General features: G+C 41.4%; 25 protein-coding genes and 1 tRNA gene. 14 read left to right on the top strand and 12 right to left on the bottom strand.

All coding sequences use genetic code 11. The features are described 5' to 3' along the window. The first annotated feature begins 94 nt into the window (after window positions 1–94). From NXV01_RS24715 to NXV01_RS24705, 3 genes are all read left to right on the top strand, one after another. On the top strand, window positions 95–2,554 hold the full coding sequence (locus NXV01_RS24715) for a TonB-dependent receptor (protein WP_259023353.1): 2,460 nt from the start codon (window positions 95–97) through the stop codon (window positions 2,552–2,554). Between the two features lie 63 nt (window positions 2,555–2,617). After that, a complete protein-coding gene (locus tag NXV01_RS24710) occupies window positions 2,618–4,024 on the top strand; it encodes a DUF4374 domain-containing protein (RefSeq protein ID WP_259023352.1) in 1,407 nt (468 codons plus the stop codon). 77 nt (window positions 4,025–4,101) lie between these two features. Then, complete coding sequence (locus NXV01_RS24705; protein WP_259023351.1) at window positions 4,102–5,466, top strand: PepSY domain-containing protein; 1,365 nt, start codon at window positions 4,102–4,104, stop codon at window positions 5,464–5,466. Between the two features lie 720 nt (window positions 5,467–6,186). Here NXV01_RS24705 and pfkA read toward each other — a convergent pair. The 3 genes from pfkA to cmk form a co-directional block, all read right to left on the bottom strand. Next, the gene (gene pfkA / locus NXV01_RS24700) at window positions 6,187–7,167 is read right to left on the bottom strand and encodes a 6-phosphofructokinase (RefSeq protein WP_004297914.1); all 981 of its coding nucleotides are present in this window, start codon (window positions 7,165–7,167) and stop codon (window positions 6,187–6,189) included. Window positions 7,168–7,366: 199 nt separating this feature from the next. After that, on the bottom strand, window positions 7,367–8,236 hold the full coding sequence (locus NXV01_RS24695; RefSeq protein WP_195650563.1) for a 4-hydroxy-3-methylbut-2-enyl diphosphate reductase: 870 nt from the start codon (window positions 8,234–8,236) through the stop codon (window positions 7,367–7,369). Window positions 8,237–8,244: 8 nt separating this feature from the next. Next, a complete protein-coding gene (gene cmk / locus NXV01_RS24690; RefSeq protein ID WP_217721690.1) occupies window positions 8,245–8,931 on the bottom strand; it encodes a (d)CMP kinase in 687 nt (228 codons plus the stop codon). A 218-nt stretch (window positions 8,932–9,149) separates the two neighbouring features. On the opposite strand from cmk, the gene NXV01_RS24685 reads away from it, so the two are divergent. The 9 genes from NXV01_RS24685 to NXV01_RS24645 all read left to right on the top strand — a co-directional run bounded on the left by NXV01_RS24685 (window position 9,150) and on the right by NXV01_RS24645 (window position 15,044). Beyond that, window positions 9,150–9,833: an energy transducer TonB gene (locus NXV01_RS24685; RefSeq protein ID WP_148365127.1), complete on the top strand. Its 684-nt coding sequence runs from the start codon at window positions 9,150–9,152 to the stop codon at window positions 9,831–9,833. 69 nt (window positions 9,834–9,902) lie between these two features. Next, a complete protein-coding gene (locus tag NXV01_RS24680) occupies window positions 9,903–10,877 on the top strand; it encodes a polyprenyl synthetase family protein (protein WP_122136863.1) in 975 nt (324 codons plus the stop codon). Between the two features lie 5 nt (window positions 10,878–10,882). Continuing rightward, complete coding sequence (locus tag NXV01_RS24675; protein ID WP_148365126.1) at window positions 10,883–11,599, top strand: hypothetical protein; 717 nt, start codon at window positions 10,883–10,885, stop codon at window positions 11,597–11,599. Then, a complete protein-coding gene (locus NXV01_RS24670; protein ID WP_217721689.1) occupies window positions 11,593–12,369 on the top strand; it encodes a TatD family hydrolase in 777 nt (258 codons plus the stop codon). Before NXV01_RS24675 ends, NXV01_RS24670 begins: the two co-directional genes overlap by 7 nt. Before the next feature lie 119 nt (window positions 12,370–12,488). Continuing rightward, window positions 12,489–12,576 (top strand) — tRNA-Ser (locus tag NXV01_RS24665). 71 nt (window positions 12,577–12,647) lie between these two features. Beyond that, complete coding sequence (locus NXV01_RS24660; protein ID WP_195650564.1) at window positions 12,648–13,448, top strand: MotA/TolQ/ExbB proton channel family protein; 801 nt, start codon at window positions 12,648–12,650, stop codon at window positions 13,446–13,448. A gap of 6 nt (window positions 13,449–13,454) precedes the next feature. Then, window positions 13,455–13,940: a hypothetical protein gene (locus NXV01_RS24655; protein ID WP_148365123.1), complete on the top strand. Its 486-nt coding sequence runs from the start codon at window positions 13,455–13,457 to the stop codon at window positions 13,938–13,940. A gap of 36 nt (window positions 13,941–13,976) precedes the next feature. Continuing rightward, entirely contained in the window at window positions 13,977–14,570 is a 594-nt protein-coding gene (locus tag NXV01_RS24650) for a biopolymer transporter ExbD (RefSeq protein WP_195650565.1), read from the top strand. Window positions 14,571–14,573: 3 nt separating this feature from the next. Then, entirely contained in the window at window positions 14,574–15,044 is a 471-nt protein-coding gene (locus NXV01_RS24645) for a biopolymer transporter ExbD (RefSeq protein ID WP_004315772.1), read from the top strand. A 120-nt stretch (window positions 15,045–15,164) separates the two neighbouring features. Here NXV01_RS24645 and NXV01_RS24640 read toward each other — a convergent pair whose 3' ends face one another. Both NXV01_RS24640 and NXV01_RS24635 read right to left on the bottom strand, forming a co-directional pair. Next, on the bottom strand, window positions 15,165–15,707 hold the full coding sequence (locus tag NXV01_RS24640) for a GNAT family N-acetyltransferase (protein ID WP_259023350.1): 543 nt from the start codon (window positions 15,705–15,707) through the stop codon (window positions 15,165–15,167). 43 nt (window positions 15,708–15,750) lie between these two features. Beyond that, entirely contained in the window at window positions 15,751–17,028 is a 1,278-nt protein-coding gene (locus NXV01_RS24635) for an IgA Peptidase M64 (RefSeq protein ID WP_195650505.1), read from the bottom strand. A 152-nt stretch (window positions 17,029–17,180) separates the two neighbouring features. Here NXV01_RS24635 and NXV01_RS24630 point away from each other — a divergent pair, with 152 nt between their 5' ends. Further along, window positions 17,181–17,660: an Lrp/AsnC family transcriptional regulator gene (locus NXV01_RS24630; protein ID WP_004297952.1), complete on the top strand. Its 480-nt coding sequence runs from the start codon at window positions 17,181–17,183 to the stop codon at window positions 17,658–17,660. A gap of 3 nt (window positions 17,661–17,663) precedes the next feature. On the opposite strand, the gene NXV01_RS24625 is transcribed toward NXV01_RS24630, so the two are convergent. From NXV01_RS24625 to NXV01_RS24600, 6 genes are all read right to left on the bottom strand, one after another. Beyond that, complete coding sequence (locus NXV01_RS24625) at window positions 17,664–18,158, bottom strand: dihydrofolate reductase (RefSeq protein ID WP_259023349.1); 495 nt, start codon at window positions 18,156–18,158, stop codon at window positions 17,664–17,666. Window positions 18,159–18,162: 4 nt separating this feature from the next. Beyond that, on the bottom strand, window positions 18,163–18,957 hold the full coding sequence (locus NXV01_RS24620) for a thymidylate synthase (RefSeq protein ID WP_074557665.1): 795 nt from the start codon (window positions 18,955–18,957) through the stop codon (window positions 18,163–18,165). 39 nt (window positions 18,958–18,996) lie between these two features. Then, on the bottom strand, window positions 18,997–20,268 hold the full coding sequence (gene cls / locus NXV01_RS24615; RefSeq protein WP_167511783.1) for a cardiolipin synthase: 1,272 nt from the start codon (window positions 20,266–20,268) through the stop codon (window positions 18,997–18,999). A gap of 121 nt (window positions 20,269–20,389) precedes the next feature. Continuing rightward, window positions 20,390–20,719 carry a DUF5056 domain-containing protein gene (locus tag NXV01_RS24610; protein ID WP_074560204.1) on the bottom strand — a complete coding sequence of 110 codons (330 nt, stop codon included), beginning with the start codon at window positions 20,717–20,719 and terminating at the stop codon, window positions 20,390–20,392. Beyond that, window positions 20,700–21,251 (bottom strand): RNA polymerase sigma factor, encoded by a 552-nt coding sequence (locus NXV01_RS24605; RefSeq protein ID WP_148365118.1) that lies wholly within the window; start codon window positions 21,249–21,251, stop codon window positions 20,700–20,702. Before NXV01_RS24605 ends, NXV01_RS24610 begins: the two co-directional genes overlap by 20 nt. Continuing rightward, on the bottom strand, window positions 21,248–22,024 hold the full coding sequence (locus NXV01_RS24600) for a DUF6249 domain-containing protein (RefSeq protein ID WP_148365117.1): 777 nt from the start codon (window positions 22,022–22,024) through the stop codon (window positions 21,248–21,250). Before NXV01_RS24600 ends, NXV01_RS24605 begins: the two co-directional genes overlap by 4 nt. Before the next feature lie 109 nt (window positions 22,025–22,133). Here NXV01_RS24600 and NXV01_RS24595 point away from each other — a divergent pair, with 109 nt between their 5' ends. After that, entirely contained in the window at window positions 22,134–23,597 is a 1,464-nt protein-coding gene (locus tag NXV01_RS24595; protein ID WP_259023348.1) for an RsmB/NOP family class I SAM-dependent RNA methyltransferase, read from the top strand. Here the strand turns inward: NXV01_RS24595 and NXV01_RS24590 are convergent. Further along, window positions 23,594–24,421 (bottom strand): hypothetical protein, encoded by an 828-nt coding sequence (locus NXV01_RS24590; protein WP_259023347.1) that lies wholly within the window; start codon window positions 24,419–24,421, stop codon window positions 23,594–23,596. The genes NXV01_RS24595 and NXV01_RS24590 overlap by 4 nt on opposite strands. Window positions 24,422–24,560 lie beyond the last annotated feature (139 nt).

The raw sequence follows: 24,560 nt of genomic DNA, 5'->3' as shown, positions 1-24,560 counted from the left end.
TGGGTGATACCAAATTTTTATGATTTTTATAATTAATGCTTGTTATATACTTTTGCACCCGCAAATGTAATTCTTATTTAGAATAAATAAAAATATGAGTCGGGTGAAAAAGATTGTTTGTTGTGAAATAAAGAGGATGACAGGTCTACTGTTGTTGATGTTAATTCTTTCTCTATCAGCTTATTCGCAGCATGGGGGATCCATGATATCGGGTCGAATAATATCTACGGAAAAAGAAATAGTTGATTTTGCTACTGTTCACCTGAAAGGGACTGGTTTCGGTTCTGCCACTAACCGTGAGGGGCTTTATCATATTAAAGCTCCCGGTGGCGAATATACATTAGTTGTTTCCGCTATGGGATATAAAACGATAGAAAAAAAAGTGGTTTTAAGAAGGGGAGAACGGATAAAGATGAACTTTACCATCACTCCTGATGTGAAAGAACTTAGTGAAGTGGTGATTTCTACTTCCGGAGTGAACCGAGTGAATAAATCAGCTTTTAATGCTGTAGCGATTGATGCAACCAAACTTCATAATAGTACGCAGGATTTAGCCAGTGCTTTAACGAAGGTGCCTGGTGTGAAGTTGCGTGAGTCAGGCGGGGTGGGTTCGGATATGAATCTTTCTTTAGATGGAATGAGTGGAAAAAACATCAAGTTATTCATTGATGGAGTGCCGCAGGATGGAGTAGGAGGCTCGTTCAGCCTGAATAATATTCCGATTAATTTTGCAGAGCGTATCGAAGTATATCGTGGTGTGGTACCCGTTGGCTTTGGTACGGATGCTTTGGGCGGTGTGATAAATATTGTCACTGGAAATAAGCGGCGTACATTTGTCGATGCTTCATATTCTTATGGATCTTTCAACACCCATAAATCGTATGTGAATGTGGGACATACGGCTGATAATGGGTTTACATTCGAAATCAATGCTTTTCAGAATTATTCGGATAATAATTATTGGATTGATACTCCGGTGGAACATTATGATGAAGTGGTCGATGAAGATGGCTGGGTATCCGGCTGGGATTCGGAAAAAATAGAACGGGTGAAACGCTTTCACGACACTTATCATAATGAGGCTGTTGTGGGTAAAGTGGGGCTTGTGAATAAACCGTTTGCCGACCGTTTGATGCTTACCTTTACCTATTCGCAAAATGATAAGGAAATCCAGAACGGTGTTGTACAGGAAATTGTATACGGACAAAAACGGCGGAAAGGCCATTCATTTATGCCTTCGGTGGAATACCGGAAAAGAAACTTATTGCTCAAAGGTCTGGATGTGAACCTGACTGCAAACTATAACCGTAATATTACTCAAAACATTGATACGGCAACTTATGAATATAACTGGCTGGGACAAATGCGGTATAAAAAAGGTAAGTTGGGCGAGCAGAGTTATCAAGACTATAAATCAAGTACCGATAACTGGAACGGTACCTTTACTGCCAATTATCATTTGGGTGAAAGCCATGCTTTCGTGCTTAATCATGTGTTGATGGGGTATGAGCGTAAACCTACTTCTTCTGCTAATATAACAGATGCTACGGGTGCCGCCCAGTATAGCAAAATTGAAAAGAAATCAAGGAAGAATATCACAGGACTTTCTTATCGTTATAGTCATAAGGATTTGTGGAATGTTTCTGTGTTTGGTAAATACTATAACCAGTACAGTAGTGGGCCGAGAAATACCAACAATGATGATAGTTCTTCCAATAATAGAGTCAGTTATGAAGAGTCTGCCGGTAGTACCGGAGCCTTTGGCTATGGGATAGCTGCTACGTATTTGTTTTTGGATGGATTTCAGGCAAAGTTTTCGTATGAAAAGGCGTTACGCCTTCCTACAGCCGATGAATTGTTTGGTGATGATGATATGGAACTGGGAGATGCAGGATTGAAACCGGAACACAGTCATAACGTAAATGCGAGCTTGTCTTACTCACACGAATTTGGAAAACATTCTATATATGTCGAAGGAGGATTGGTGTATAGAGATACGAAGGACTTTATCCGGCGTTTGACCGGAACGTTTTTGGCAGGTTCATCACAATATGCAGCATACATGAACCATGGACGTGTAAGGACAATGGGCTGGAATGCGGAAGTACGCTATAATTATTCTAAATGGTTTTCTATCGGTGGAAATTTTACCGATTTGAACACGCGTGATTACGAGAGGTACGGATTGAATGGGAGTGAATCGACTACCTATAAAGTAAGGATGCCGAATATTCCTTATTTGTTTGCTAACGTAGATGCTTCCTTTTATGCGCATCATCTTTTTGGAAAGGGCAATTTGCTGACAGTAACATATGATAATTATTATGTGCATGAATTTCCTCTCCATTGGGAAAATCATGGGGCTTCCAATAAAAAGGGAGTACCAAGTCAGTTTTCTCATAATCTTAGTTTGGTTTATAGTCTGAAGAACTCCCGCTACAACTTTTCTCTGGAATGTAAGAACTTTACAGATGAGAAGCTTTATGACAACTTTAGTCTACAGAAAGCCGGTCGTGCTTTTTATGGGAAAATCAGATATTATTTCAACAGATAAAAAATGAACAGGCTCTTTGAGCTTAATCTTTAAATATTAGTCAATTTTTAATAGGAACAAAAAATGGTAAGAAAGAATTTTTTATGGATGCTTGCAGTGTCTATGGTTATGGGATTGACAGTTTTGTCTTGTAGTGATGATGAGCCGGGAAATCAGGGAGACGACGGTGAAGGAACAGGTAGTGACTCTCCCAAATATGGGGTCAATTTTACCCTTATTGATTCGGATCAGCAGAGGTATAAAACTTCCACTCTGGTAACCGAAGATTTGGTTGGAAACGGAGAATATTTTACCGTATCCGGCTTTGAATCCATAGGTGATAAAGTGTATACAGCCTTGTGTCCGTTGGGTTTCAGTGATTATGGAATTGAGTCGGGAGCAGCAGAGGGATATGAAGACCTGATTGCGGAAGATGAAGAAACCGGAGAGAAGTCAATAAGTGCAACTGTACACCCTAATCAAGTTTGGATTGGAATTTATGACGGAATTAATAATTTTGATAAGAAGCCGACTATCATCACTGATAATCGTATCAGCTATGCAACTTCACGTTATCGTTCTCAATTCTACCCAACTATTTGTGCGGCAGATGACGGTTATTTGTATGTCTTCTCAAACAGTGTAGCAAAGAGTCAAAGTAATGAAAAAAATAAAACGACTCTTGATGCAGGAGTGCTTCGTGTCAACACAACAACTAACGAGTTTGACAAGTCTTATTATTTTAATATAGAAGATGCGGCAAATGCTACATTTGGAAAGAAACTCTCTTTCTTCCAGGTATGGCATATCACAGGTACTAAATTTTTGTTGAGAATGTACGCTACAGAAGGAAAATATGACTCTACGAGTGATGCAAAAATGATGGCAATTTTTGATTCTCAAAGCGGAACTTTAACTAAGGTGACCGATTTCCCGGTTGCTGAAGAATTGGCGGATATGGGAAGATTTGTTTATGTTGAAAATGGTAAAGCCTATATTCCGGTCGTATTCCAGAAATCTGCTTCGGGTTCATCTACAGTTCAACAACCCGCCATTTATATTATTGATGCTGCGGCTGCTAAGGCTACTAAGGGAGCGACTGTTCAGGCTGACGGAGGTATTACCGCTATTTGTAAAATGAATAATGGGACGTTGGAGAAATATGTAATTGCTGCTGCAAGTTCGGAAGCCTCTTATTTGGTTCCGGCAACAGAAGCGGAAATAAATGATCCGGATGCTGTATTAACTATTAAAGTGGAAGGTGGTAGTACGGAAACGGATGCTGCAACTCATTGGCTCTTCCCTAATCAAAAATATGCATACGGTTTGGGATACCGTCAAGGTGATGCCGGAGTTTCATATTCTTTCGAACTGAAAAGTGACGGTACATTGGGCAAGCGTTCGGCAGAATTTACCATGCCGCGTTTTACGGCATTCGGAACTAGAGATCAATATTTGATTCTGGGTGCTGCTGCTGAAACAAGTTTATAAAACAGTATAAAAATAGATAAAGGCCGGTTCTCTCTCTTCTTTTTTAGAGGGACTGGCTTTTTACCACTCCAAATACAATGAAGAAAATTTTCAGACAAATACATTTGTGGCTTTCCGTCCCTTTCGGACTGATAATTACTCTTATCTGTTTCTCCGGTGCTATGCTGGTATTCGAGAATGAGGTAAATGAGTTGTCCCGTCCTGCACTTTACTATGTAGAAACAGTAAAAGAGGAACCTATTCCTATCGATAAGTTACTTGAAAAAGTGGCAGCGACATTGCCGGACAGTGTATCTGTGACCGGTGTTAGCATTTCTTCTGATCCCGGGCGTACTTATCAGGTCAATCTTTCCAAACCACGCCGCGCATCTTTGTATGTAGACCAGTACACGGGTGAAGTAAAAGGAAAAAGTGAGCGCAGTAGTTTTTTTACGTTTATGTTCCGGATGCACCGCTGGCTGTTGGATAGTATGAAACCGGGAAATGATGGAATATTTTGGGGTAAGATGATTGTAGGTGTCAGTACACTGTCATTGGTTTTTGTATTGATCTCGGGAATCGTTATTTGGTGGCCTCGTACACGTAAGTCTTTGAAAAACAGTCTGAAAATAACAGCAACAAAAGGTTGGAAAAGATTTTGGTATGACTTGCATGTGGCGGGAGGAATGTACGCCCTGATTTTTCTGTTAGCTATGGCATTGACGGGATTGACATGGTCCTTTCCGTGGTATCGGACAGCTTTTTATAAAGTCTTCGGGGTAGAAATGCAAGTGCATACCCTCCAAGGACATGAACAGAAGGGTAATCCCCAAAAGGGAGATGTCAGACTGGCACATCAAGAAAAGAAGAGAGAAGGCAATGATGCACAAAATGGTGAAAGAGGTGGGCGTCCGAAAGGTCGGAAGGACAATGGAGAACATGGAGAGAGGCCACATAATGGTAAAGAACAATCAGGAAATCATAAAAAAGATAGAGAGCATGCCGGAAATCAGGGGGCTGGAGAATATCCACGGAGGCAGTTGGACAGTAAGGAATATCCGGAAAACGATCACAGTAATCGGTATTCTGCGGCTTTGCCATTCGCTTATTGGCAGGAAGTGTATGATAAACTAAGGTATCAAAATCCGGAATATAAGCAAATCAGTGTTTCTTCCGGTACGGCAAGTGTATCTTTCAACCGCTTTGGAAATCAGCGTGCGTCTGATCGTTATTCTTTTAATACGGATACTGGTGAATTTACAGAAACAAGTCTTTATCAACATCAAGACAAGTCAGGGAAGATTCGCGGCTGGATTTATTCGGTACATGTCGGTAATTGGGGAGGGATGTTTACCCGCATACTTGCCTTTATTGCCGCTTTGATTGGGGCTGCATTACCACTGACCGGCTATTATTTATGGATAAGGAAATTCATCAGGCAATTAATAGGTACGAAGAAATAAAGGCTGTATAATGGTAGGCCATTGTCAATAATGGCATCTTAACTTTATTTCTATTCCGATTTGAGCAAAATCATACGATTTTGTTTAGAATACATTATGATTTGTACTCTTTTTATTGTCAATCTGTCAGAATAACACTCAAGTGGTTGAATATCAATTCTATATATCCTGACAATAGATGCTGATAATAGGCTGACAATAAAACATATATACTTTTATTGTCAGTGCTGACTCCTTATCAGGTAGCTTGTTTGCAGGCTGATAAAGTGGGGGGAATAGGAAAAGAAACTGGTATAGTTACGTTGGGATACCGGTATTGTTCTATTAAAGTACCGGTATCATTAATTTCCCACGGCCGTGACAAGATCTTCTCACGGCCGTGGTAGGAACTCTTCACGGCTGTGGTAGGAACTCTTCACGGCTGTGGGAAGAAGCTACCACGGCTGTGGTGAATTAGCTATATCGGCATCCTAATCGAACAATAGTTACTGTATGATGGAAGTATTGCAGTTGTATAACGGTAGTTTAATGGATATTTGTCGCGAAAGGTAAGTAGCACTGGAGGATGGAATTCATATATGTGAACGCACTTGGTGTTGTAGTTGCGTTCATCTCTATCATATTATATAAATAAAAGAGCCATGAATAAATGGGTTACTCCATCATTCATAGCTCTTTATCGTCATATATCAGTATAAATAAACTCTTTAGAATAAAAAATTAGATCGAAAGCTCTTTCAATACAGTGACGAGGTCTCTCTTGATCGGTTTGTCATTCTTAATAGCCTTGCTGAACGGCACGTAAACGATTTCATCATGTTCGATTCCGATCATAACATTGCGTTGATCTTCCATAATGGCATCGATAGCAGCAGCACCAAGGCGGCTTGCCAGAATACGGTCGTGAGCGGTAGGACTACCACCACGTTGCAGATGACCTAAAATCGTCACACGTACATCATATTGCGGATATTCGTTTTTCACACGTTCGGCATAATGCATGGCTCCTCCTGTCAGTTCGCTTTCGGCTACTAATACAATGCTACTGTTTTTGGACTTGCGGAATCCGTTTTTGATAAACTCTTCCAGTTGGTCGACTTCCGTACTGAATTCCGGAATAATGGCAGCTTCCGCACCCGAAGCGATAGCTCCGTTCAAGGCAAGGAAACCGGCATCACGTCCCATAACTTCAACGAAGAACAAGCGTTCATGTGAAGTAGCTGTGTCGCGAATCTTATCTACGGCATCCAATATGGTATTCAATGCAGTATCATATCCGATGGTCGTATCTGTACCGTAAAGGTCATTGTCAATAGTTCCCGGCAGTCCGATACATGGAACATCAAATTCCTGTGCAAAGATACGCGCACCTGTCAGTGAGCCGTCTCCACCGATGATAACCAAAGCATCAATGCCTTCTTTTTTCATGTTGTCATAAGCCAACTGACGACCTTCCGGAGTCGTGAACTCTTTACAACGGGCTGTTTTCAGGATAGTACCACCCAACTGGATGATATTACTCACATTCTGACTCTTGAATTCTTTGATTTCACCTGTAACCAGACCTTTATATCCTCTGTATATACCTTTAACTTGCAATCCATTGTAGATGGCTGCACGTGTCACTGCACGTATAGCAGCGTTCATTCCTGGAGCATCACCTCCGGAGGTCAAAATTCCGATACACTTAACTGTTCCCATATAACAATCTCTCATTAATTAGTTTGACGCGGCAAATGTACAACAAAAAGTTGAAAGCAGTGGTTATGAAGTTTTTTTTCGTAAGAAGAAAACATTAAAAATGTTCAAATGACCTTTTTTTGCTTTCCTTTTATTCATTCGTGTTACTTTGCCGTTTCCTTATGTTGCTTTGCTATTATTCTTTGTCAGAATAAAGCTGTTATTCTTTGATAAGCGTCCGAATGTGATTGTAAATCTTCTCCATCAGCCATTTAGGAGTAGAAGTCGCACCACATACGCCAATTGAATTTACGTTTTGAAGGAGAGAAGGATCTATTTCTTTCTCATTATCTATCAAATGTGAATTGGTATTTACCTTCAAACATTCTTCAAACAGCATTTTTCCGTTTGAACTCTTTTTGCCACTGACGAAGAATATCAAATCGTGTGTAGCTGCAAACTCCCGGAGCTTAGGCATCCGGTTGGCAACCTGACGACAGATAGTATCATAATATTCGAAAGTCGCTTCCGGTGAAATATGTTGCTTGAAGTATTCCACGATTTCCTGAAACTCGTCCAGTGACTTGGTGGTCTGTGAGAAAAGACGGATGCTTTTGTTTAAATCCAACTGTTTGGCTTCTTCTGCCTTTTCAATGACAATTGCTTTTCCATCTGTTTGTCCCACCAATCCCAATACTTCAGCATGGCCGTTTTTGCCGTATATGACAATTTGTTTTTCTTTGTCACTGTCTGTCAGATACCCTTGTCTGATGCGTTTTTGCAAACGTAATACTACCGGACAGGTCGCATCGATAATCTCTATATTATTTTCACGGGCAATCATGTAAGTTTCCGGTGGCTCTCCATGTGCACGAAGCAATACTTTGGCATTCTTCAGCTGCTTGAATTCTTCCCGGTTGATCGTGATTAATCCCATCGTTTTAAGCCTTTCCACTTCCCGGCTATTGTGTACAATATCTCCGAGACAATAGAGAGTCTCTCCCTTTGCCAACTCTTCTTCTGCCTTATGAATGGCTGTCACCACACCAAAGCAGAAGCCGGACCCCTCGTCTATCTCCACCTTGATCATAAAGCAAACTATTTACTTACCTTATTAAATTGTCTGAAAAGCCATTCCTTTTGCTCTTCAATCGATAAGTGGGTGTTATCCAGAAGCAGGGCATCTTCAGCTTTGCGAAGCGGACTTACTTCCCGGTTCTGGTCGATATAATCCCGTTGTTTCACGTTTTCCAGAATTTCGTCGAAGCTGGCTTCCTGTCCTTTTGCTTTCAGTTCGTCATAACGGCGTTGAGCACGGATTTCGGGAGTAGCGGTTACAAATATTTTCAGTTCCGCATCAGGGAAAACGGTGGTTCCTATATCCCGGCCATCCATCACAATTCCTTTTTCCTTTCCCATAGCTTGTTGCTGCGCCACCATTTCTTCACGTACGAAGTCAAGCGTACTGATAGGACTCACTTTGGAAGAAACCTCCATCGAACGGATTTTATTCTCCACATTCACGCCGTTGAGATACGTGTCGGGACGTCCGGTTTCCTTATTCAGCTGGAAAGATATACGAATGTTCTTGATTTCTTTTTTCAGTTTCTCCGTATCGATCACGTCTCCGTTGAAAATCCCGTTTTCTATGCTATATAAAGTGACCGCACGATACATGGCTCCGCTGTCAATGTAAATATAACCCACTTCGCGGGCAAGATCTTTGGCCATTGTACTTTTTCCACAAGAGGAAAAGCCATCGATTGCAATTGTTATCTTTTTCATATTCAGTTTATCTGATTTGTCCGCCAAAGATACGGTAAATTTGAAAATCAACCATAGGTTTGCTGTTAAAAGGGGCAAGACAAAGTACGAAAGAATTAAAAAAGTTAAAAAGCTGGATAAAAAAGAGATAAAGAGGAGAATGGATCTATGAAAATGTACTATATTTGCCCAGAGACACACGGAAGACACTTTTTTTTAATCATTATATTAATAAATTTATGGAAGTTAAAAAATCACCCAAGGCAGACTTGGAAGGCAAGAAGTCTACATGGCTGCTCGTTGGTTACGTGGTAGTTCTAGCTTTCATGTTCGTGGCGTTCGAATGGACCCAGCGTGACGTGAAAATAGATACAAGCCAGGCAGTAGCTGATGTTGTGTTTGAAGAGGAAATCATTCCTATTACTGAAACCCCGGAACAGGCAGCACCACCACCACCTGAAGCTCCAAAAGTAGCAGAATTGCTGGAGATTGTGGATGATAAGGCTGAAATTGAAGAAACAACAACTATTATTAATGAAGATAATCAAGCTCGTGTAGAGGTTAAATACGTGCCTGTACAGGTTGTTGAAGAAGAGCCGGAAGAACAGACAATTTTTGAGGTTGTAGAAAATATGCCGGACTTCCCGGGCGGACAAGCAGCTTTGATGCAGTATCTGGCAAAAAATATTAAATATCCGACTATCGCACAGGAAAACGGAACTCAAGGACGTGTTATCGTACAGTTCGTTGTTAATAAGGACGGTAGTATCGTGGATGCGAAGGTTGTACGTAGCGTTGACCCGTATCTGGATAAAGAAGCCCTCCGTGTGATTAACACCATGCCGAAGTGGAAACCAGGTATGCAGCGCGGAAAACCGGTACGTGTAAAATTTACGGTTCCTGTGATGTTTAGATTGCAGTAATTTGTAACACTATAAATTGGGAGGCTGCTTTCGGCAGCCTCTTTTTATTCATTCATTTTTTTATTCATCATGTTTACAGCTTCTCAATTACTCGATAAGATAAATAATCATATCTCTGAAATCCAGTTTACCCGGACGCCGAAAGGGCTTTATGAACCGATTGAATATATCCTTTCTCTGGGTGGGAAGCGGATACGTCCTGTATTAATGTTGATGGGATATAACCTGTATCGGGAGGATGTTGCGTCTATATACGATCCTGCCACTGCAATCGAAGTTTATCACAATCACACCTTGTTACATGATGATTTGATGGATCGTTCGGATGTGCGCAGAGGGAAACCTACCGTACACAAGGTCTGGAACGATAATACTGCTGTACTTTCGGGAGATGCTATGCTGATTCTGGCATTCCGGTATATGACGGGTTGTCCGCCGGAACACCTGAAAGAAGTGATGGATTTATTCAGCCTGACTACACTCGAAATATGTGAAGGACAGCAACTGGATATGGAATTTGAATCTCGCTGTGACGTCACAGAAGACGAATATATTGAAATGATTCGTTTGAAAACAGCTGTGTTGCTTGCGGGTAGCCTTAAAATTGGTGCAATTCTCGCAGGAGCGACTGCTGAAGATGCAGAGAATCTATATAATTTTGGAATGCATATCGGAGTAGCATTCCAGTTGCAGGATGACTTGTTGGATGTATACGGTGATCCGGAAGTGTTCGGGAAGAAGATAGGTGGAGACATCCTCTGCAATAAAAAAACATATATGCTTATCAAAGCACTGAACCGTGCGGATGAAAAGCAGCATACTGAATTGAATCGTTGGTTGAATGCGGAAGCTTTTCAGCCTTCTGAAAAAATCGAAGCGGTAACTGAAATCTATAATCAGTTGAACATCCGCAATATCTGTGAAAGCAAAATGCGTGAATATTATACGCTCGCTATGGAAAGCCTGGCGGCGGTAGCTGTTGCAGAAGACAGAAAAAAGGAACTGAAGAATCTGGTGAAATTGTTAATGTATCGTGAAATGTAGCTATTATGCCTTATAGACGATTACCAAATACAGATCAAGCAAGAGTTCGGGCACTGAAAGCGGCTGTCGAAAAGGGAGAGATGTATAATGTGCGTGACTTGGCTATTACATTGAAGACATTATTTGAAGCACGTAACTTCTTGCATCGGTTCGAGGCGGCGCAAATTTATTATACACAGTGCTACGATAATCAGTCACGTGCCAGCCGTAAACATCAGATGAATGTGAAGACTGCCCGGCTGTATATCTCTCATTTTATTCAGGTGCTTAATTTGGCAGTGCTTCGTGATGAAATCAAGGTGATACATAAAGAGTTATATGGCTTGCCTGCTTCTAATACCGTACCGGATTTGTTGAGTGAAGCCTCATTGGTAGAATGGGGGAAGAAAATAATCGAAGGCGAACAACTAAGAACCACTCAAGGTGGCATACCTATTTATAATCCGACTATTGCACGCGTGAAAGTGCATTATGATATTTTCCTGGATAGCTATGAACGGCAGAAGAATTATCAGGCATTAACCAATCGTAGTCTTGATGAACTGGCGTCCATGCGTGACCGTGCCGATGAATTGATTTTGGACATCTGGAACCAAGTAGAAGCCAAATATCAGGATGTCACTCCCAATGATACCCGATTAGAAAAATGTCGCGACTATGGGCTGATATATTATTATCGCTCCAGCGAAAAAATAAAAGAAGAAAAAGAAATATCATGTTGATCGATACTCATTCTCATCTTTTTGTTGAAGAATTTACCGAAGACCTGCCGCAGGTGATGGAACGTGCACGGAAAGCGGGAGTTTCCTGTATTTTTATGCCCAATATAGACAGTACGACCATTGATGCTATGTTGTCAGTTTGTAGGGATTATCCGGGATTTTGCTATCCGATGATCGGATTGCACCCCACTTCTGTCAATGAATCATATGAACAGGAATTAGCGATTGTCCGTAAATACCTGTCGACTTCCCATGAATTTGTGGCTATCGGAGAAATAGGTCTTGATCTTTATTGGGATAAGACTTTTCTGAAAGAGCAGATCTTGGTTTTTGAAAAACAAATAGAGTGGGCGCTAGAATATGATCTTCCCATTGTAATCCATTCAAGAGAAGCGTTTGAATATATATATAAGGTAATGGAATCCTATAAAAATACCCCATTGACCGGCATTTTTCATAGTTTTACCGGGACATCGGAAGAAGCGGAGAAAATGTTGGAATTCGAAGGATTTATGTTAGGTATCAATGGAGTTGTAACTTTCAAGAAGTCGACCTTACCGGAGACACTGGCGACTGTTCCTTTGGAACGTATTGTGCTCGAAACCGATTCTCCCTATTTGGCTCCCGTGCCGAATAGGGGAAAGAGGAATGAAAGTGCCAATGTGAGAGACACCCTTATGAAGGTGGCGGATATCTATCAGATGGACCCGGAGTACGTTGCACAGGTCACTTCTGTGAATGCGCTAAAAGTGTTCGGAATCCGCAAATAAGGTTCGAAAGGTTTTAAATTATATTAATTTGCAGTATTTATTCGAGATAAAAGAGTAAGAATGCTTCTTGAAAAAAAAAAAAGAATACATTTGTAGCTGAAAATGCTGAAAACGCAGAGGGAGAGGTGCTCGAGTGGTTGAAGAGGCACGCCTGGAAAGCGTGTATACGCCAAAAGTGTATCCGGGGTTCGAATCCCCGTCTCTCCGCAGAAATGAAAGAGAGATGAGAAGTAAATACAATAATAATCAATTAATTAATCTTAAAAATTAGACACACAATGAAAAAGTTATTTGCAATTGTTGCTGTGATTGGGGCCTTCACTTTTGGCTCAATTCAATTTGCTCAGGCTCAAGACGCTCCTGCAGCAGAACAAACTGAACAACAAGCTGCTCCTGCCGCTGAAGCTACTACTGCTGCTGCTCCTGCTGCAGAAGAGGGTGGTATTCACAAGGAAATCAAAGTTAAATTCATCGAAGGTACTGCATCTTTCATGAGTTTGGTAGCTATCGCTTTGGTGATCGGTTTGGCTTTCTGTATTGAACGTATCATTTATTTGAGCTTGGCTGAAATCAACACAAAAAAATTCATGGCATCTATCGAAGCTGCTTTGGAAAAAGGAGATGTTGAAGCTGCTAAAGACATTGCTCGTAACACCAGAGGTCCGGTTGCTTCTATCTACTATCAAGGTCTGATGAGAATTGATCAGGGTATTGATGTAGTTGAGAAGTCAGTTGTATCTTACGGTGGTGTACAGGCTGGTTACCTTGAAAAAGGATGTTCTTGGATCACACTGTTTATCGCAATGGCTCCGTCACTCGGATTCTTGGGTACTGTAATCGGTATGGTGCAGGCATTTGATAAAATCCAGCAGGTAGGTGATATCTCTCCGACGGTTGTTGCAGGTGGTATGAAAGTTGCCTTGATTACAACTATCTTCGGTTTGATCGTAGCATTGATCCTTCAAGTATTCTACAACTACGTACTTTCTAAAATTGAGGCTCTTACAAGTGAAATGGAAGATTCTTCCATCTCTTTGCTTGACATGGTAATCAAATATAACTTGAAATACAAAAAATAATCTAAAATGAGTAAGTTAACATATAAAGCATCGTATTACGCACTTTATGCGATGTTTGCCATTATTCTGATCGTAATAGGGCTTTTCTTTTTCGGAGGAAATGCTACAGGCGATGCAGTGATTGTGGGGGTAGATCCCGAAATGTGGCAGCCGGCTCAAACAGATGCCTTACTCTATTTGATGTACGTCTTGTTTGGTGTGGCTATTGCTGCTACAGTTCTTGGTGCTATATTCCAATTTGGTGCAGCTCTCAAAGATAATCCGGCAAACGCTATCAAGTCTTTGCTCGGTTTGGTTCTTTTAGTTGTTGTTTTAGTTGTAGCTTGGTCTATGGGTGATGGTACACCGATGCAGATCCCTGGCTATAGTGGTACTGACAACGTTCCTTTTTGGCTGAAACTAACAGATATGTTCCTTTATTCTATTTACATACTGTTGTTTGTGACTATTGTTGCAATCATTGCAAGTGGTATAAAGAAAAAATTATCGTAATCAATTGAGGACACTCAATCAAATAAGTGATTAAAAATGGCAAAAGGAAAAAGAAAAGTTCCTGATATTAACTCAAGTTCTACGGCGGATATCGCTTTCTTGTTGCTGATCTTCTTCTTGATTACGACATCAATGGATACGGACCGTGGTTTGGCAAGACTTTTGCCTCCACCACCTGAAGATCAAGATCAACAGAATACAGATAAGATCAAAGAACGTAACGTCTTACAGGTATACCTGAATAAGGATGATGCCTTGATGTGCGGAAATGATTATATCAGTGTTGATGAGCTAAGAGAAAGAGCTAAAGAATTTATTGCTAATGTTGCTAATGCAGAACACATGCCTGAAAAAACACAGAAGAATGTAGAATTCTTCGGCACATATCTGGTTAATGACAAGCACGTAATTTCTTTGCAGAATGACCGTGGATCTTCTTATCAGGCATATATCAGTGTGCAGAACGAATTGGTGGCTGCATATAATGAATTGAGAGACGAGTTGGCTCAGGAAAAATGGCAAAAGACATATGCGGAATTGAATGACGATCAACAAAAGGCGATTCGTGAAATTTATCCGCAGAGAATTTCTGAGGCAGAACCTAAAAAGTACGGAGATAAAAAGAAGTAAGTAATGGGAAAATTTAATAAGACTGGTAAACGTGAAATGCCGGCATTGAATACTTCTTCGTTGCCTGACCTTATCTTTACTTTGTTGTTCTTCTTTATGATTGTAACAACAATGCGTGAGGTAACATTAAAGGTGCAGTTTACACTTCCGCAAGGTACTGAACTCGAAAAACTGGAGAAGAAATCGCTGGTAACATTCATTTATGTAGGGGAACCTACACAAGAATATCGCGCGAAAATGGGTACTGAAAGTCGTATTCAGCTGAACGACAGCTATGCTGAAGTTGGTGAGGTACAAGACTTCATTTTCCAGGAACGTGCAAGTATGAATGAAGGTGATGCAGCTAAAATGACTGTGTCTCTGAAAGTAGATCAAAAGACAAAGATGGGTATTATTACTGACGTAAAAAATGCTCTTAGAAAATCTTATGCTTTGAAGATTAACTATTCAGCTACTAAACGAGGTGAGAAGTAATTAGTTAATTTAATATATAAAAGTGAAGGGTGTCCAAATCGGTTTGGACACCCTTCACTTTTATATATTCTTGAGATCAATAGAAGTAACTTTGCAGATTGAATTTTTATTAGCCTTTCTTCATATTGTATTTTTTACTCCGTATACTTCCGTATGAATTTTACTCTTGATTGTTTCAAAGTCCTTTTCACAATCCAATTCTCCGTGTACCATTAAATACATGGGGAGAAAATCATCTCCGGGTTTGTAAGGAGGTTGGCAATAGTCTTTTTCCCACAGCGTAAAGCTTTGACGTTGATAAAAGCTGATGCGTCGTTTTGCCATTTCCTCTATCGGACGTTCTACTTCCAATACGATCGGGCGTTTCAAATAATTGCACAAGTGTTCCAGCGTGCGTTTTCCATAGCCTCCATTTCGCAGGGCAGGATTGGTTGCAAAGTGTTCTACATAGTAGAAACTGTCAAAATCCCAATAGGTAATGAAGCCGACTGGCAGGTCATCATCAAAGATAATGTTATTATAGAAGTTGCCCGTACGATCAGTGTACTCGCGTAGTTGTTCCAACTGACGGTACTCTTCTGGTGGAAACGAGTCAATTAGAAGCTCTTCCATGAATTTGTAATGTTGCAGATCCGACGTACTAATTGGCTGAAGTCTAATCATGAGGTTTGGGTTTTAAGTTTGACAATAATATAATTGTATTCCATTAAGGAACATAAAATTCAATCATTCGACGGATGGCACGTTGACAAACCGGACAAAACTCCGGATATTCGTTTGTTTTCATGCGGCAGTCGTAAGCCGGACGATAAATACCTTTGGCAGAGTAGCCTCCTCCTTCATATACTCCTACCGGATATTTCTTTTTTTCAGCAACAGGGGTAGGGATCGGAGTACCTGGCGGAAGCATATCTTTCCATTTGGAAGCGAAGTTTACCCGTGTTGAAATATTCTGTTCCCACGGTTCGACATCCAGCGGATAAGTATCTGTCATCACATCATCATCATAGAAATATTCGTCGGCCAGTCCACCGAAACTGTGTCCGAATTCGTGCACTACTACCGGCTTGAACATCGGGTGATGGGCTGTGGTCAGCGTATACGAATTGTATATTCCTCCTCCACCATATACATCCGTGTTAGCCAGGATTATGATATGTTCATAGGGGATGCCTGCCAATGCATTGTGGATAGATTTTACCCGGCTGGTAGTCAGATAGCGGTCCGAATAAAAAGTATCGAAATGAGAATGAACTGCCGTTTGTTTCCATTGGTTTTCGCGGGGAACACTGACACCGCTGTCCGTAGAAGGGCTGGCTACGGCAACAATATTAAATTTGCCCTTCATGGAGCGGAACGGCTCATACGAAAACAAACTTTCGCAGGTGCGTTGTGCATCCTGATAGAAAATATCCATTTCTTTTTCTGTGTATCCTTCTGCAAGGATGGCAACGTCTATGCAGTCTTTTTCATTACCACTTTGAAGCATATACCGATGCGGAGTGACATGTGATACCCCCCGTTTATGAATCAATATATCATCCGGACGGATGATATGTTTGTAGGTAGCCAATCTTTTTTTTCGCGGAGAATATAAAGTGACTTCTACCTCCACGGGCTGTTTAGGATAAGGAAGAAGGAAAGTATTCTCAAATCCTTTGGCTGTTTCTTTGGCTTCGTCTGTAGACAGCCACTCTTGAAACAAAGAAGAGAATGACGTTTGGTAGATACACTGTTTGCTGGCAAGGTCTTTCACTATAATTTGTCCGTTGCCTTCCAAAGGAAGTTCCGAAAGATGATGTTGACGGCCTGCCCAAGTAGGAAGTTGTGATAGCTCATCCAGATAAATAGCCTGTTGTGTAGCATCCCCGGTAAAGATATAATCCACTCGCAATGTTTTGTTCTGAAAATAATCAGCAAAATTCTGTGCATAACTTCCTATAGAAGTACAGAAACACAGAATGATACAGCAAATATGTTTCATATAAACGGTATATTTATGTTTTTCGCAAAGGTACGAACTATTGTTGACTTATCCGCTTTCTGCAAATAAAAGTAATAGATTATAGTATTTGTTGTCGAAAAATCGCTAACTTTGCATAAAAGATTCATTGATAAAAACAATTTGATTCAAAAATGGGACATCATCAATTAGATGCTTTAGATGAGCAAATTCTGAAACTGATTGCAGGGAATGCGCGTATTCCTTTTTTGGAAGTAGCACGAGCTTGTAATGTTTCCGGTGCTGCAATCCATCAGCGTATTCAGAAGCTTACTAATTTAGGTATATTAAAAGGTTCGGAGTATGTCATCGACCCCGAGAAAATCGGATATGAGACTTGCGCTTATATTGGTATATATCTGAAAGATCCCGAATCCTTTGATTCGGTAACGAAAGCTTTAGAAGCTATCCCCGAAGTGGTGGAATGTCATTTCACTACCGGAAAATATGATATGTTTATCAAAATTTACGCAAAGAATAACCATCATTTATTGAGTATTATTCACGATAAGCTGCAACCATTGGGGTTGGCACGTACCGAAACATTAATCTCCTTCCATGAAGCCATTAAGCGGCAGATGCCAATCATGGTCGACATAGAAGATGAAGATTAATCGTTATTTTCTCACGTAATCAACAAAAGCATAGGAGCAGAGATGTTTCTCATCCGCAGGATGAGCTTCTCTGCTTTTTTCTTGCCACATCTCCGGTGATACTTCAGGAAAATAAGCGTCGGCTTCGGGAGCCGTGTTGTCTATCTCTGTCAGGCAAAGTTCGTCAGCAAAGGAAAGAGCCTGTTGATAAATACTTGCTCCTCCTATAATATAAATGTGTTCCTTCTCTTTACAACTTTCCAAAGCCGCTTCGAGTGAAAGGAAAACTTCCGCACCGGGACATTCTGTAGCCGGGTTGGAAGATAAAACGATGTTTCTGCGATTGGGTAATGCGCCTTTCGGTAGTGATTCGAAAGTTTTGCGTCCCATCAGTATCGTGTTTCCGGTAGTTAATGCTTTGAAACGTTTCAAATCATTGGGTAACCAGAAAAGAAGTTTGTTCTCGAAGCCGATAGCCATACGGCGGTCTACGGCAGCAATGATAGATATTTTACTCATAAAGTTACACGGCTACTATTCCTGCAATATGCGGATGCGGATCATAGTTCACTAATTCAAAGTCCTCAAATTTGAAGTCGAAGATACTTTTCACATCCGGATTGATCTTCATTTGTGGCAATGGACGAGGTTCCCGTGATAATTGGAGCTTCACTTGTTCCAAGTGGTTCAGGTAGATATGCGCATCACCAAAGGTATGGACGAAATCTCCGGCTTTCAATCCCGTCACTTGTGCCATCATTTGCAGCAATAATGCGTATGAAGCAATATTAAAAGGAACGCCAAGGAAAATATCAGCGCTGCGTTGATATAGTTGCAGGCTTAACCGTCCGTCTGCTACATAAAACTGAAAGAAAGCATGGCAGGGAGGTAAATTCATATGATTCAGGTCCGCTACGTTCCAAGCGCTTACAATGATACGGCGCGAATCCGGATTATGTTTGATTGTTTCCACCACTTCACTGATCTGGTCGATAAATCCACCGTTATAGTCAGGCCATGAACGCCATTGATAACCATAAATATGTCCTAAGTCGCCGTTTTCATCCGCCCATTCGTTCCAGATACGCACTCCATGTTCCTGAAGATATTTCACATTAGTATCACCTTGCAGAAACCAAAGCAATTCGTATATGATTGATTTCAGATGTAGTTTCTTGGTTGTCAGGCACGGGAAACCGTCATCAAGATTAAAACGCATTTGATGACCGAAAACGCTGATGGTTCCGGTTCCGGTACGGTCACTTTTTTCTGTACCTTCGGTTAGTACACGATTGAGTAAATCCAGATATTGTTTCATAATGAATAAGTTGTGGTGAAAATGATTCTCCGCACAAAATTACAAAAATGGAGTGAATAAATTAGCAAACCAGCCGACGAACTTCTTCCACGGGGAGCGCTTTTTCCAGAATTCAGGCGTCAATTGAGTGCAATGCTCAATATCATCCCGGAACATTGTATTTAATTCACCCGTTATTTGGGTATCAAAGATAAAGGCATTAGTTTCGTAATCATAGCGCAAGCTGCGGCTGTTCAGGTTGGCAGTGCCGACTGTACAGAACAAATCATCCACCATCATTATTTTAGAGTGATGAAATCCACCGTTGTACATATAGACAGTAGCTCCTCTTTTCATCAGTTTGTGTAACTTATAAAGTGCGGCATCCGGAGTAAACGGGATATCGGAGGCGGAAGAAACCATGATTGTAACATTTACGCCTCGGTCGATTGTCCGGTTCAACGCCTTTTTAATTGAAGAAGTCGGTACAAAATAAGGATTGACAATATGAACATTCTTTTGGGCCGAATAGATGCTCATAGCATAAGCGTGGCTCAACATACGGCTATTCTTTTTCGGGGTACGGTCTACGATTGCTACCACAATATTCGTACTGTCCGTTTGTTCCTCATGTTGGGGGAAATAAGCGGCTCCACCTACATTCTGTTTGGTTTCCTTATTCCAGATCGTTAGGAATATCTCCTGCAAATCATTGACGGCATCTCCCTCAATACGTGTGTGCATATCACGCCAGGTTCCGATTTTGGGTAGTCCGTTAATGTAGTAGTCAGCGATATTCATACCACCGGTATAAGCCACTTTTCCATCTATGACAGCTATTTTCCGGTGATCGCGATGGGCGGCGTGATTGATATAAGGGAAAGTGAACGGATCGAACTTGACAATCTCGATTCCTTGTTCACGTATTTTTTTGAGATGTTTCTTTTTGAGTGGTTTGTTGTTCGACCAGTTTCCGAATGCATCGAACATGGCTCGTACTTCGACCCCTTCCTTCACTTTTTCGGCCAGCAGAGCAAATAAAGCATTGGCGATGGAGTCATTTCGGAAGTTGAAATATTCCAGATGGACGTGGTGTTTGGCTTCCCGGATGGCTTCGAACAAATCGATAAATTTCTCCCGTCCGCTTTTTAGCAGTTTTACTTTATTATTATCAGATATGGGAATTCCCGATTCTTGTAAATAACGTAGCAAAAGGGAATCGCTGGTTAATCCGATTGAGTCCCTGGGATGTATCATCAGACTGTCGATGATACCTGCCTGAACACTCAATATAGGCAGGAACAGAAATAAAATAAATATACGTAATTTCAAAACTCTTCTCACTCTTTTAGTTTACAGAAGAACAAAGATACGATATCTAAGTTTGGGCTCCTTTGCTAGTTAGGGTAGATTTATCATTCTTTAACAAAATAAATCCTTTTTCAAGAGCTAATTATGCCATTGAAGCAACCTTTCGTGTAGCCATGAATAATAGTACAACAGCTGCGATAATAATTGATTTCGGATCAAGGCTGGCAGTGCCATGATTAATCATACCGATAAATACTTCTCTTATGGTTCCCCAAGCTGCTTCCAAACCGCCTAACCATACAAAAAGTGCGACCGCCACAGTCATCACGAAAGCGCTCCAGATACGAGCCAGGCGATTGCTACGACCGGGTAAGTGATGCATGACACGGCGACTGAATCCGTTATCTGCTATTTCCTGCTTGTTTTCTGCGAAGAAATCGCGCAAGAGCTTATCATTGTCTATTTCTGTCATAACCGTTTTGTTTTAAATACGTTGCTAACTTTTCTTTCCCGCGTGACAGATGGCTTTTCACTGTCCCTGACGGTACTCCTATAATCCCTGCAATTTTGTCGATACTAATGTCCTCCATATAGAACAACGTGATGCAGGTTCTTTCCACTTCTTTAAGCATTTTGAGTGACTGGTAGACATCCATTTTCTGCCCGATATTCTCCTGTTCGGTGCTGTTGATGGCGTCTATTTCTCTTGTATCCAAGTCAGCTGTCTCTTTCCGGCTGCGAATATAATCATAAAAAACATTATAAGCAATACGGTACAGCCACGTAGAGAAACTTGACAAGTTCCGGAAAGAGGCAATGTTCGTATATGCTTTGATAAATGTATCTTGCGCAAGGTCGTCACTCAATTCGCTGTCGCCGCAAGTCAGGTTCAGGAAGAATCGCCGGATGGGCGACTGGTACTCCTTCACCAACTGGTCGAAGGCCTTGGTGTTCTTGAACACCACGACCTGTGCGACTAACGATATATCATTGAGTTGGCTCATTTATTCTCGTCGTTCTTTTCTTCGTTTACTCCTTTGTCTTTCTCTTCGGATTCGGAAGGGATGATTTCGAAACTATCGGTTCTAACGTTATTCGGGTTCTTTTTTTCATCCTTATTACCCGTATACATCCGGGTAGCATTTGCGTCTTGAGTCTGTTGTTTACTACCGATAATCCATTGTCCGATACCCATGAATGTAACGAGTAAGCCGATAGCTCCCATTCCGAATTCACCGGTGATTGCCCAGAGGAAGATGAAAAGACCGATACCTGTAAAAGTGTTCTTGATGCCTTGTGAACGCGAATCTACAGTTTTGGTTTCGCGGATAAACTCTGCCGGAAGCGGTTGGCCGGCAGCAAGTGCCTGTTCGGCAAGGTGATAACGTGCTTTCCGGTTCTTATAACGGAAGAAGAAGATTACAAATAGAATGAATACCGGAAATCCGAATACAGCAACGATTGCTATGATTGTTACCAGAATACTACCAGCACCGACATTATTGAATGGGAAATCACTGTCATCCGATTCGAATGTGAAGCTGGCTTTACCATGAGTGCTGCTTACATTACTTGAGTTTGCATCAACGTCTGTAGAGTCGGCATCCGCTGTATCTACACCAATCACCGTGACAGCAGTATTATTCGTATTTGCTTTATTGTCTTTGGTCACAGTAACTTTTACTTTCCCGATGGAATCACGAACAACGGTAGTCTGGGCAACAGCCAGTGTGCAAGTGGTCAGTACAACCATCAATGCTAATAGAAAATTTTTCATATCTATAGTTTTTTAATTTATTTCTTTGTCTGTTAGACGTAGTTAATATCATAGAAAGTTGCAAAGAGACGAAATATTTTTGATATTTGCGGAAATTAATAAACGAAAGATGGAATTACCTGCTTCTTTTATAGACTACACCCGCGCTCTATTGGGCGATGAAGAATACGACAAACTGGCTGTTGCCCTCCAACAGGAACCACCGGTTAGCATCCGGTTGAATCAATTGAAAATCAATCATTCTTTATCGGATAAGGTACCTTGGTCTTCCGAAGGATTCTATTTGAATGAACGTCTTACTTTCACGTTCGATCCCTTATTTCATGCAGGCTGTTATTATGTTCAGGAAGCTTCTTCCATGTTTGTGGAGCAGGTACTCCGGCAATATATCACCGGACCGGTGAAGATGTTGGATCTTTGTGCGGCTCCCGGTGGAAAATCGACTCATGCCCGTAGTGTACTTCCCGAAGGGAGCCTGTTGGTAGCTAATGAGGTGATCCGGAATCGTTCGCAGATCCTTGCTGGAAACCTGACGAAGTGGGGACATCCGGATGTGGTAGTGACCAATAATGATCCGGCAGATTTTTCGGCTTTGCCCTCTTTTTTTGATGTGATTCTTACAGATGTTCCCTGTTCCGGTGAAGGTATGTTCCGTAAAGATCCGGTAGCTGTGGACGAGTGGAGTCCCGAGAATGTGGAAATCTGTTGGCAACGCCAGCGACGGATTATTGCGGATATTTGGGATACGTTGAAGCCCGGAGGTATTCTTATATATAGTACGTGTACATTTAATACGAAAGAGGATGAGGAGAATGCACGTTGGATTCAACAAGAGTATGGAGGCGAACCATTAACTGTTCAGGTGCAGGAGGATTGGAATATAACAGGAAATCTTTTGTCGGATAAAAGGGATCATTCCAAGTCTTCTATTCCCGTCTATCATTTTTTCCCTCATAAGACGAAAGGTGAAGGCTTTTTTCTGGTGGCTTTTCGTAAGCCGGAGACAGAAGAAGAGATTCCGGTATCTTCTTCTGCGAAAGAGAAAGCCTTCAAGAAGAAGGATAAGAAAGGGGCAGCAACATCTTTTCCTGTATCGAAAGAGCATCTGAATATGGCCAGAAGCTGGTTGAATGATGAAAATTCGGACAAGTATATTTTATTGGCGGAAGGAACAAATGTCCGGGCTTTTTCACATTACTATATTAATGAGTTGACGACGATGAAACAAAGCCTGAAAATCGTGTCGGCAGGGATTGAGATAGGCGAAGTGAAAGGAAAGGATTTAATCCCTGACCATGCGTTGGCGATGTGTACCTCGCTTTTGTGCCGGGAAGCATTTGCCACGGAAGAAATAAATTATGAACAGGCTATCACTTATTTACGAAAAGAGGCCATTGCCTTACCGGCAACAGCCCCTCGTGGGTATGTTTTGCTTACTTATCGGCATATCCCTCTCGGATTTGTGAAGAATATCGGCAATCGTGCCAATAATCTTTATCCGCAAGAATGGCGCATCCGTAGCGGATACTTGCCGGAAAATATACGCATCTTATCAGAAGACGTTACTGATTAAGGCAGTATTCCTGCAGGTATTTCCTGTTGGGAAAGGGTAAAAACGAGTTGTCTGCCTGTGCCTGCTTCGCCTCCTGTAAATTCTTCCAGCGTGTAGGAAGGAGGAGGTGCAGGTGATGTCCGCGTTTCTCCAATGGGCGGAGTGTTCCAGTTCAGATTTAGGCTTTTATCCAACCGGTGAAATAAGTACGAATTTCCCCATATAATGAATTTATGATCGGAAACAGGTGTTGCCATATCTTCCGAAAAAGTGAGGGTTAGTGTCACTTTCTCATCGTCTCCCTCTTCTTTTTCCAGTTTGTAACTTCCTTGGGTTATTAATTCAAGTCCGGATGAAAAGGCGGTCTGTTCTCCCTGTTTGAAAAAATAAGCATCCCGTGCGTGGTTGTTAATCAGAAAAATGTCGGAAATGCCAGGTAGAAGATTCGCGTCTCCGTTGGGTAAGTTAGACAAGTAGCTGCGGAGCAACTCTATATTTTCGTAATTATCGACCACCTTGATTGGTAAAGTGCAACTCTCTTGTGTGGCGTTGTCCGTTACTGTCAGATAAGTCGTTCCGGTGAGGATACCGGTTACGTAAATCATACGTCCGGCAGGTACTCCGCTCCAGCCAGTTTCAGTTCCGGCACTTGCGATGCGTGTGTCTTTCATTGCAAGTGAGTAGTCACCATTTCCGCTTTCCAGTCCGAGGTAACGTCTGCCACCCATAGGCACTTCGTATTCACTGTTGTAAAAACGTAGTGGATTGTCGTCATCATCTTTACAGCCACTTAGTAGCGTAAGGATGCAGCATAACATGAATAAATTGAAATGTTTAGGTCTCATAATTTAAATTTTATGTTCGTTGCAAATGTAATGTATTCTTTTGAAATATCCAGTCGGAAATTGAAGAAAGAGAGATGGAAAGAGAGATGGAAAGAGAGGAGATCTATTTAGGCACGAATTACACGGATTAACACTGCTG

The organism is Bacteroides sp. BFG-606 (assembly GCF_024788145.1).
In the GTDB taxonomy this organism is placed as follows: Bacteria; Bacteroidota; Bacteroidia; order Bacteroidales; family Bacteroidaceae; genus Bacteroides; species Bacteroides vicugnae.
The sequence above is the reverse complement of the archived record's forward strand: the minus strand, read 5'-3'. Positions and strand labels throughout refer to the sequence as shown.

Excerpts from the sequence above, each read along its gene's own strand:
- NXV01_RS24620 (WP_074557665.1), bottom strand. The coding sequence starts at position 18,957 with ATGAAACAATATCTGGATTTACTCAATCGTGTACTAACCGAAGGTACA.
- NXV01_RS24600 (WP_148365117.1), bottom strand. The coding sequence starts at position 22,024 with ATGAAAAATTTTCTATTAGCATTGATGGTTGTACTGACCACTTGCACA.
- cmk (WP_217721690.1), bottom strand. The coding sequence starts at position 8,931 with ATGAAAAAGATAACAATTGCAATCGATGGCTTTTCCTCTTGTGGAAAA.
- NXV01_RS24650 (WP_195650565.1), top strand. The coding sequence starts at position 13,977 with ATGGCAAAAGGAAAAAGAAAAGTTCCTGATATTAACTCAAGTTCTACG.
- NXV01_RS24630 (WP_004297952.1), top strand. The coding sequence starts at position 17,181 with ATGGGACATCATCAATTAGATGCTTTAGATGAGCAAATTCTGAAACTG.
- NXV01_RS24685 (WP_148365127.1), top strand. The coding sequence starts at position 9,150 with ATGGAAGTTAAAAAATCACCCAAGGCAGACTTGGAAGGCAAGAAGTCT.
- NXV01_RS24715 (WP_259023353.1), top strand. The coding sequence starts at position 95 with ATGAGTCGGGTGAAAAAGATTGTTTGTTGTGAAATAAAGAGGATGACA.
- NXV01_RS24675 (WP_148365126.1), top strand. The coding sequence starts at position 10,883 with ATGCCTTATAGACGATTACCAAATACAGATCAAGCAAGAGTTCGGGCA.
- NXV01_RS24705 (WP_259023351.1), top strand. The coding sequence starts at position 4,102 with ATGAAGAAAATTTTCAGACAAATACATTTGTGGCTTTCCGTCCCTTTC.
- NXV01_RS24610 (WP_074560204.1), bottom strand. The coding sequence starts at position 20,719 with ATGACAGAAATAGACAATGATAAGCTCTTGCGCGATTTCTTCGCAGAA.
- NXV01_RS24710 (WP_259023352.1), top strand. The coding sequence starts at position 2,618 with ATGGTAAGAAAGAATTTTTTATGGATGCTTGCAGTGTCTATGGTTATG.
- NXV01_RS24655 (WP_148365123.1), top strand. The coding sequence starts at position 13,455 with ATGAGTAAGTTAACATATAAAGCATCGTATTACGCACTTTATGCGATG.
- NXV01_RS24680 (WP_122136863.1), top strand. The coding sequence starts at position 9,903 with ATGTTTACAGCTTCTCAATTACTCGATAAGATAAATAATCATATCTCT.
- NXV01_RS24625 (WP_259023349.1), bottom strand. The coding sequence starts at position 18,158 with ATGAGTAAAATATCTATCATTGCTGCCGTAGACCGCCGTATGGCTATC.
- NXV01_RS24670 (WP_217721689.1), top strand. The coding sequence starts at position 11,593 with ATGTTGATCGATACTCATTCTCATCTTTTTGTTGAAGAATTTACCGAA.
- NXV01_RS24695 (WP_195650563.1), bottom strand. The coding sequence starts at position 8,236 with ATGATCAAGGTGGAGATAGACGAGGGGTCCGGCTTCTGCTTTGGTGTG.
- NXV01_RS24645 (WP_004315772.1), top strand. The coding sequence starts at position 14,574 with ATGGGAAAATTTAATAAGACTGGTAAACGTGAAATGCCGGCATTGAAT.
- NXV01_RS24590 (WP_259023347.1), bottom strand. The coding sequence starts at position 24,421 with ATGAGACCTAAACATTTCAATTTATTCATGTTATGCTGCATCCTTACG.
- NXV01_RS24635 (WP_195650505.1), bottom strand. The coding sequence starts at position 17,028 with ATGAAACATATTTGCTGTATCATTCTGTGTTTCTGTACTTCTATAGGA.
- pfkA (WP_004297914.1), bottom strand. The coding sequence starts at position 7,167 with ATGGGAACAGTTAAGTGTATCGGAATTTTGACCTCCGGAGGTGATGCT.
- NXV01_RS24605 (WP_148365118.1), bottom strand. The coding sequence starts at position 21,251 with ATGAGCCAACTCAATGATATATCGTTAGTCGCACAGGTCGTGGTGTTC.
- NXV01_RS24660 (WP_195650564.1), top strand. The coding sequence starts at position 12,648 with ATGAAAAAGTTATTTGCAATTGTTGCTGTGATTGGGGCCTTCACTTTT.
- NXV01_RS24640 (WP_259023350.1), bottom strand. The coding sequence starts at position 15,707 with ATGATTAGACTTCAGCCAATTAGTACGTCGGATCTGCAACATTACAAA.
- NXV01_RS24595 (WP_259023348.1), top strand. The coding sequence starts at position 22,134 with ATGGAATTACCTGCTTCTTTTATAGACTACACCCGCGCTCTATTGGGC.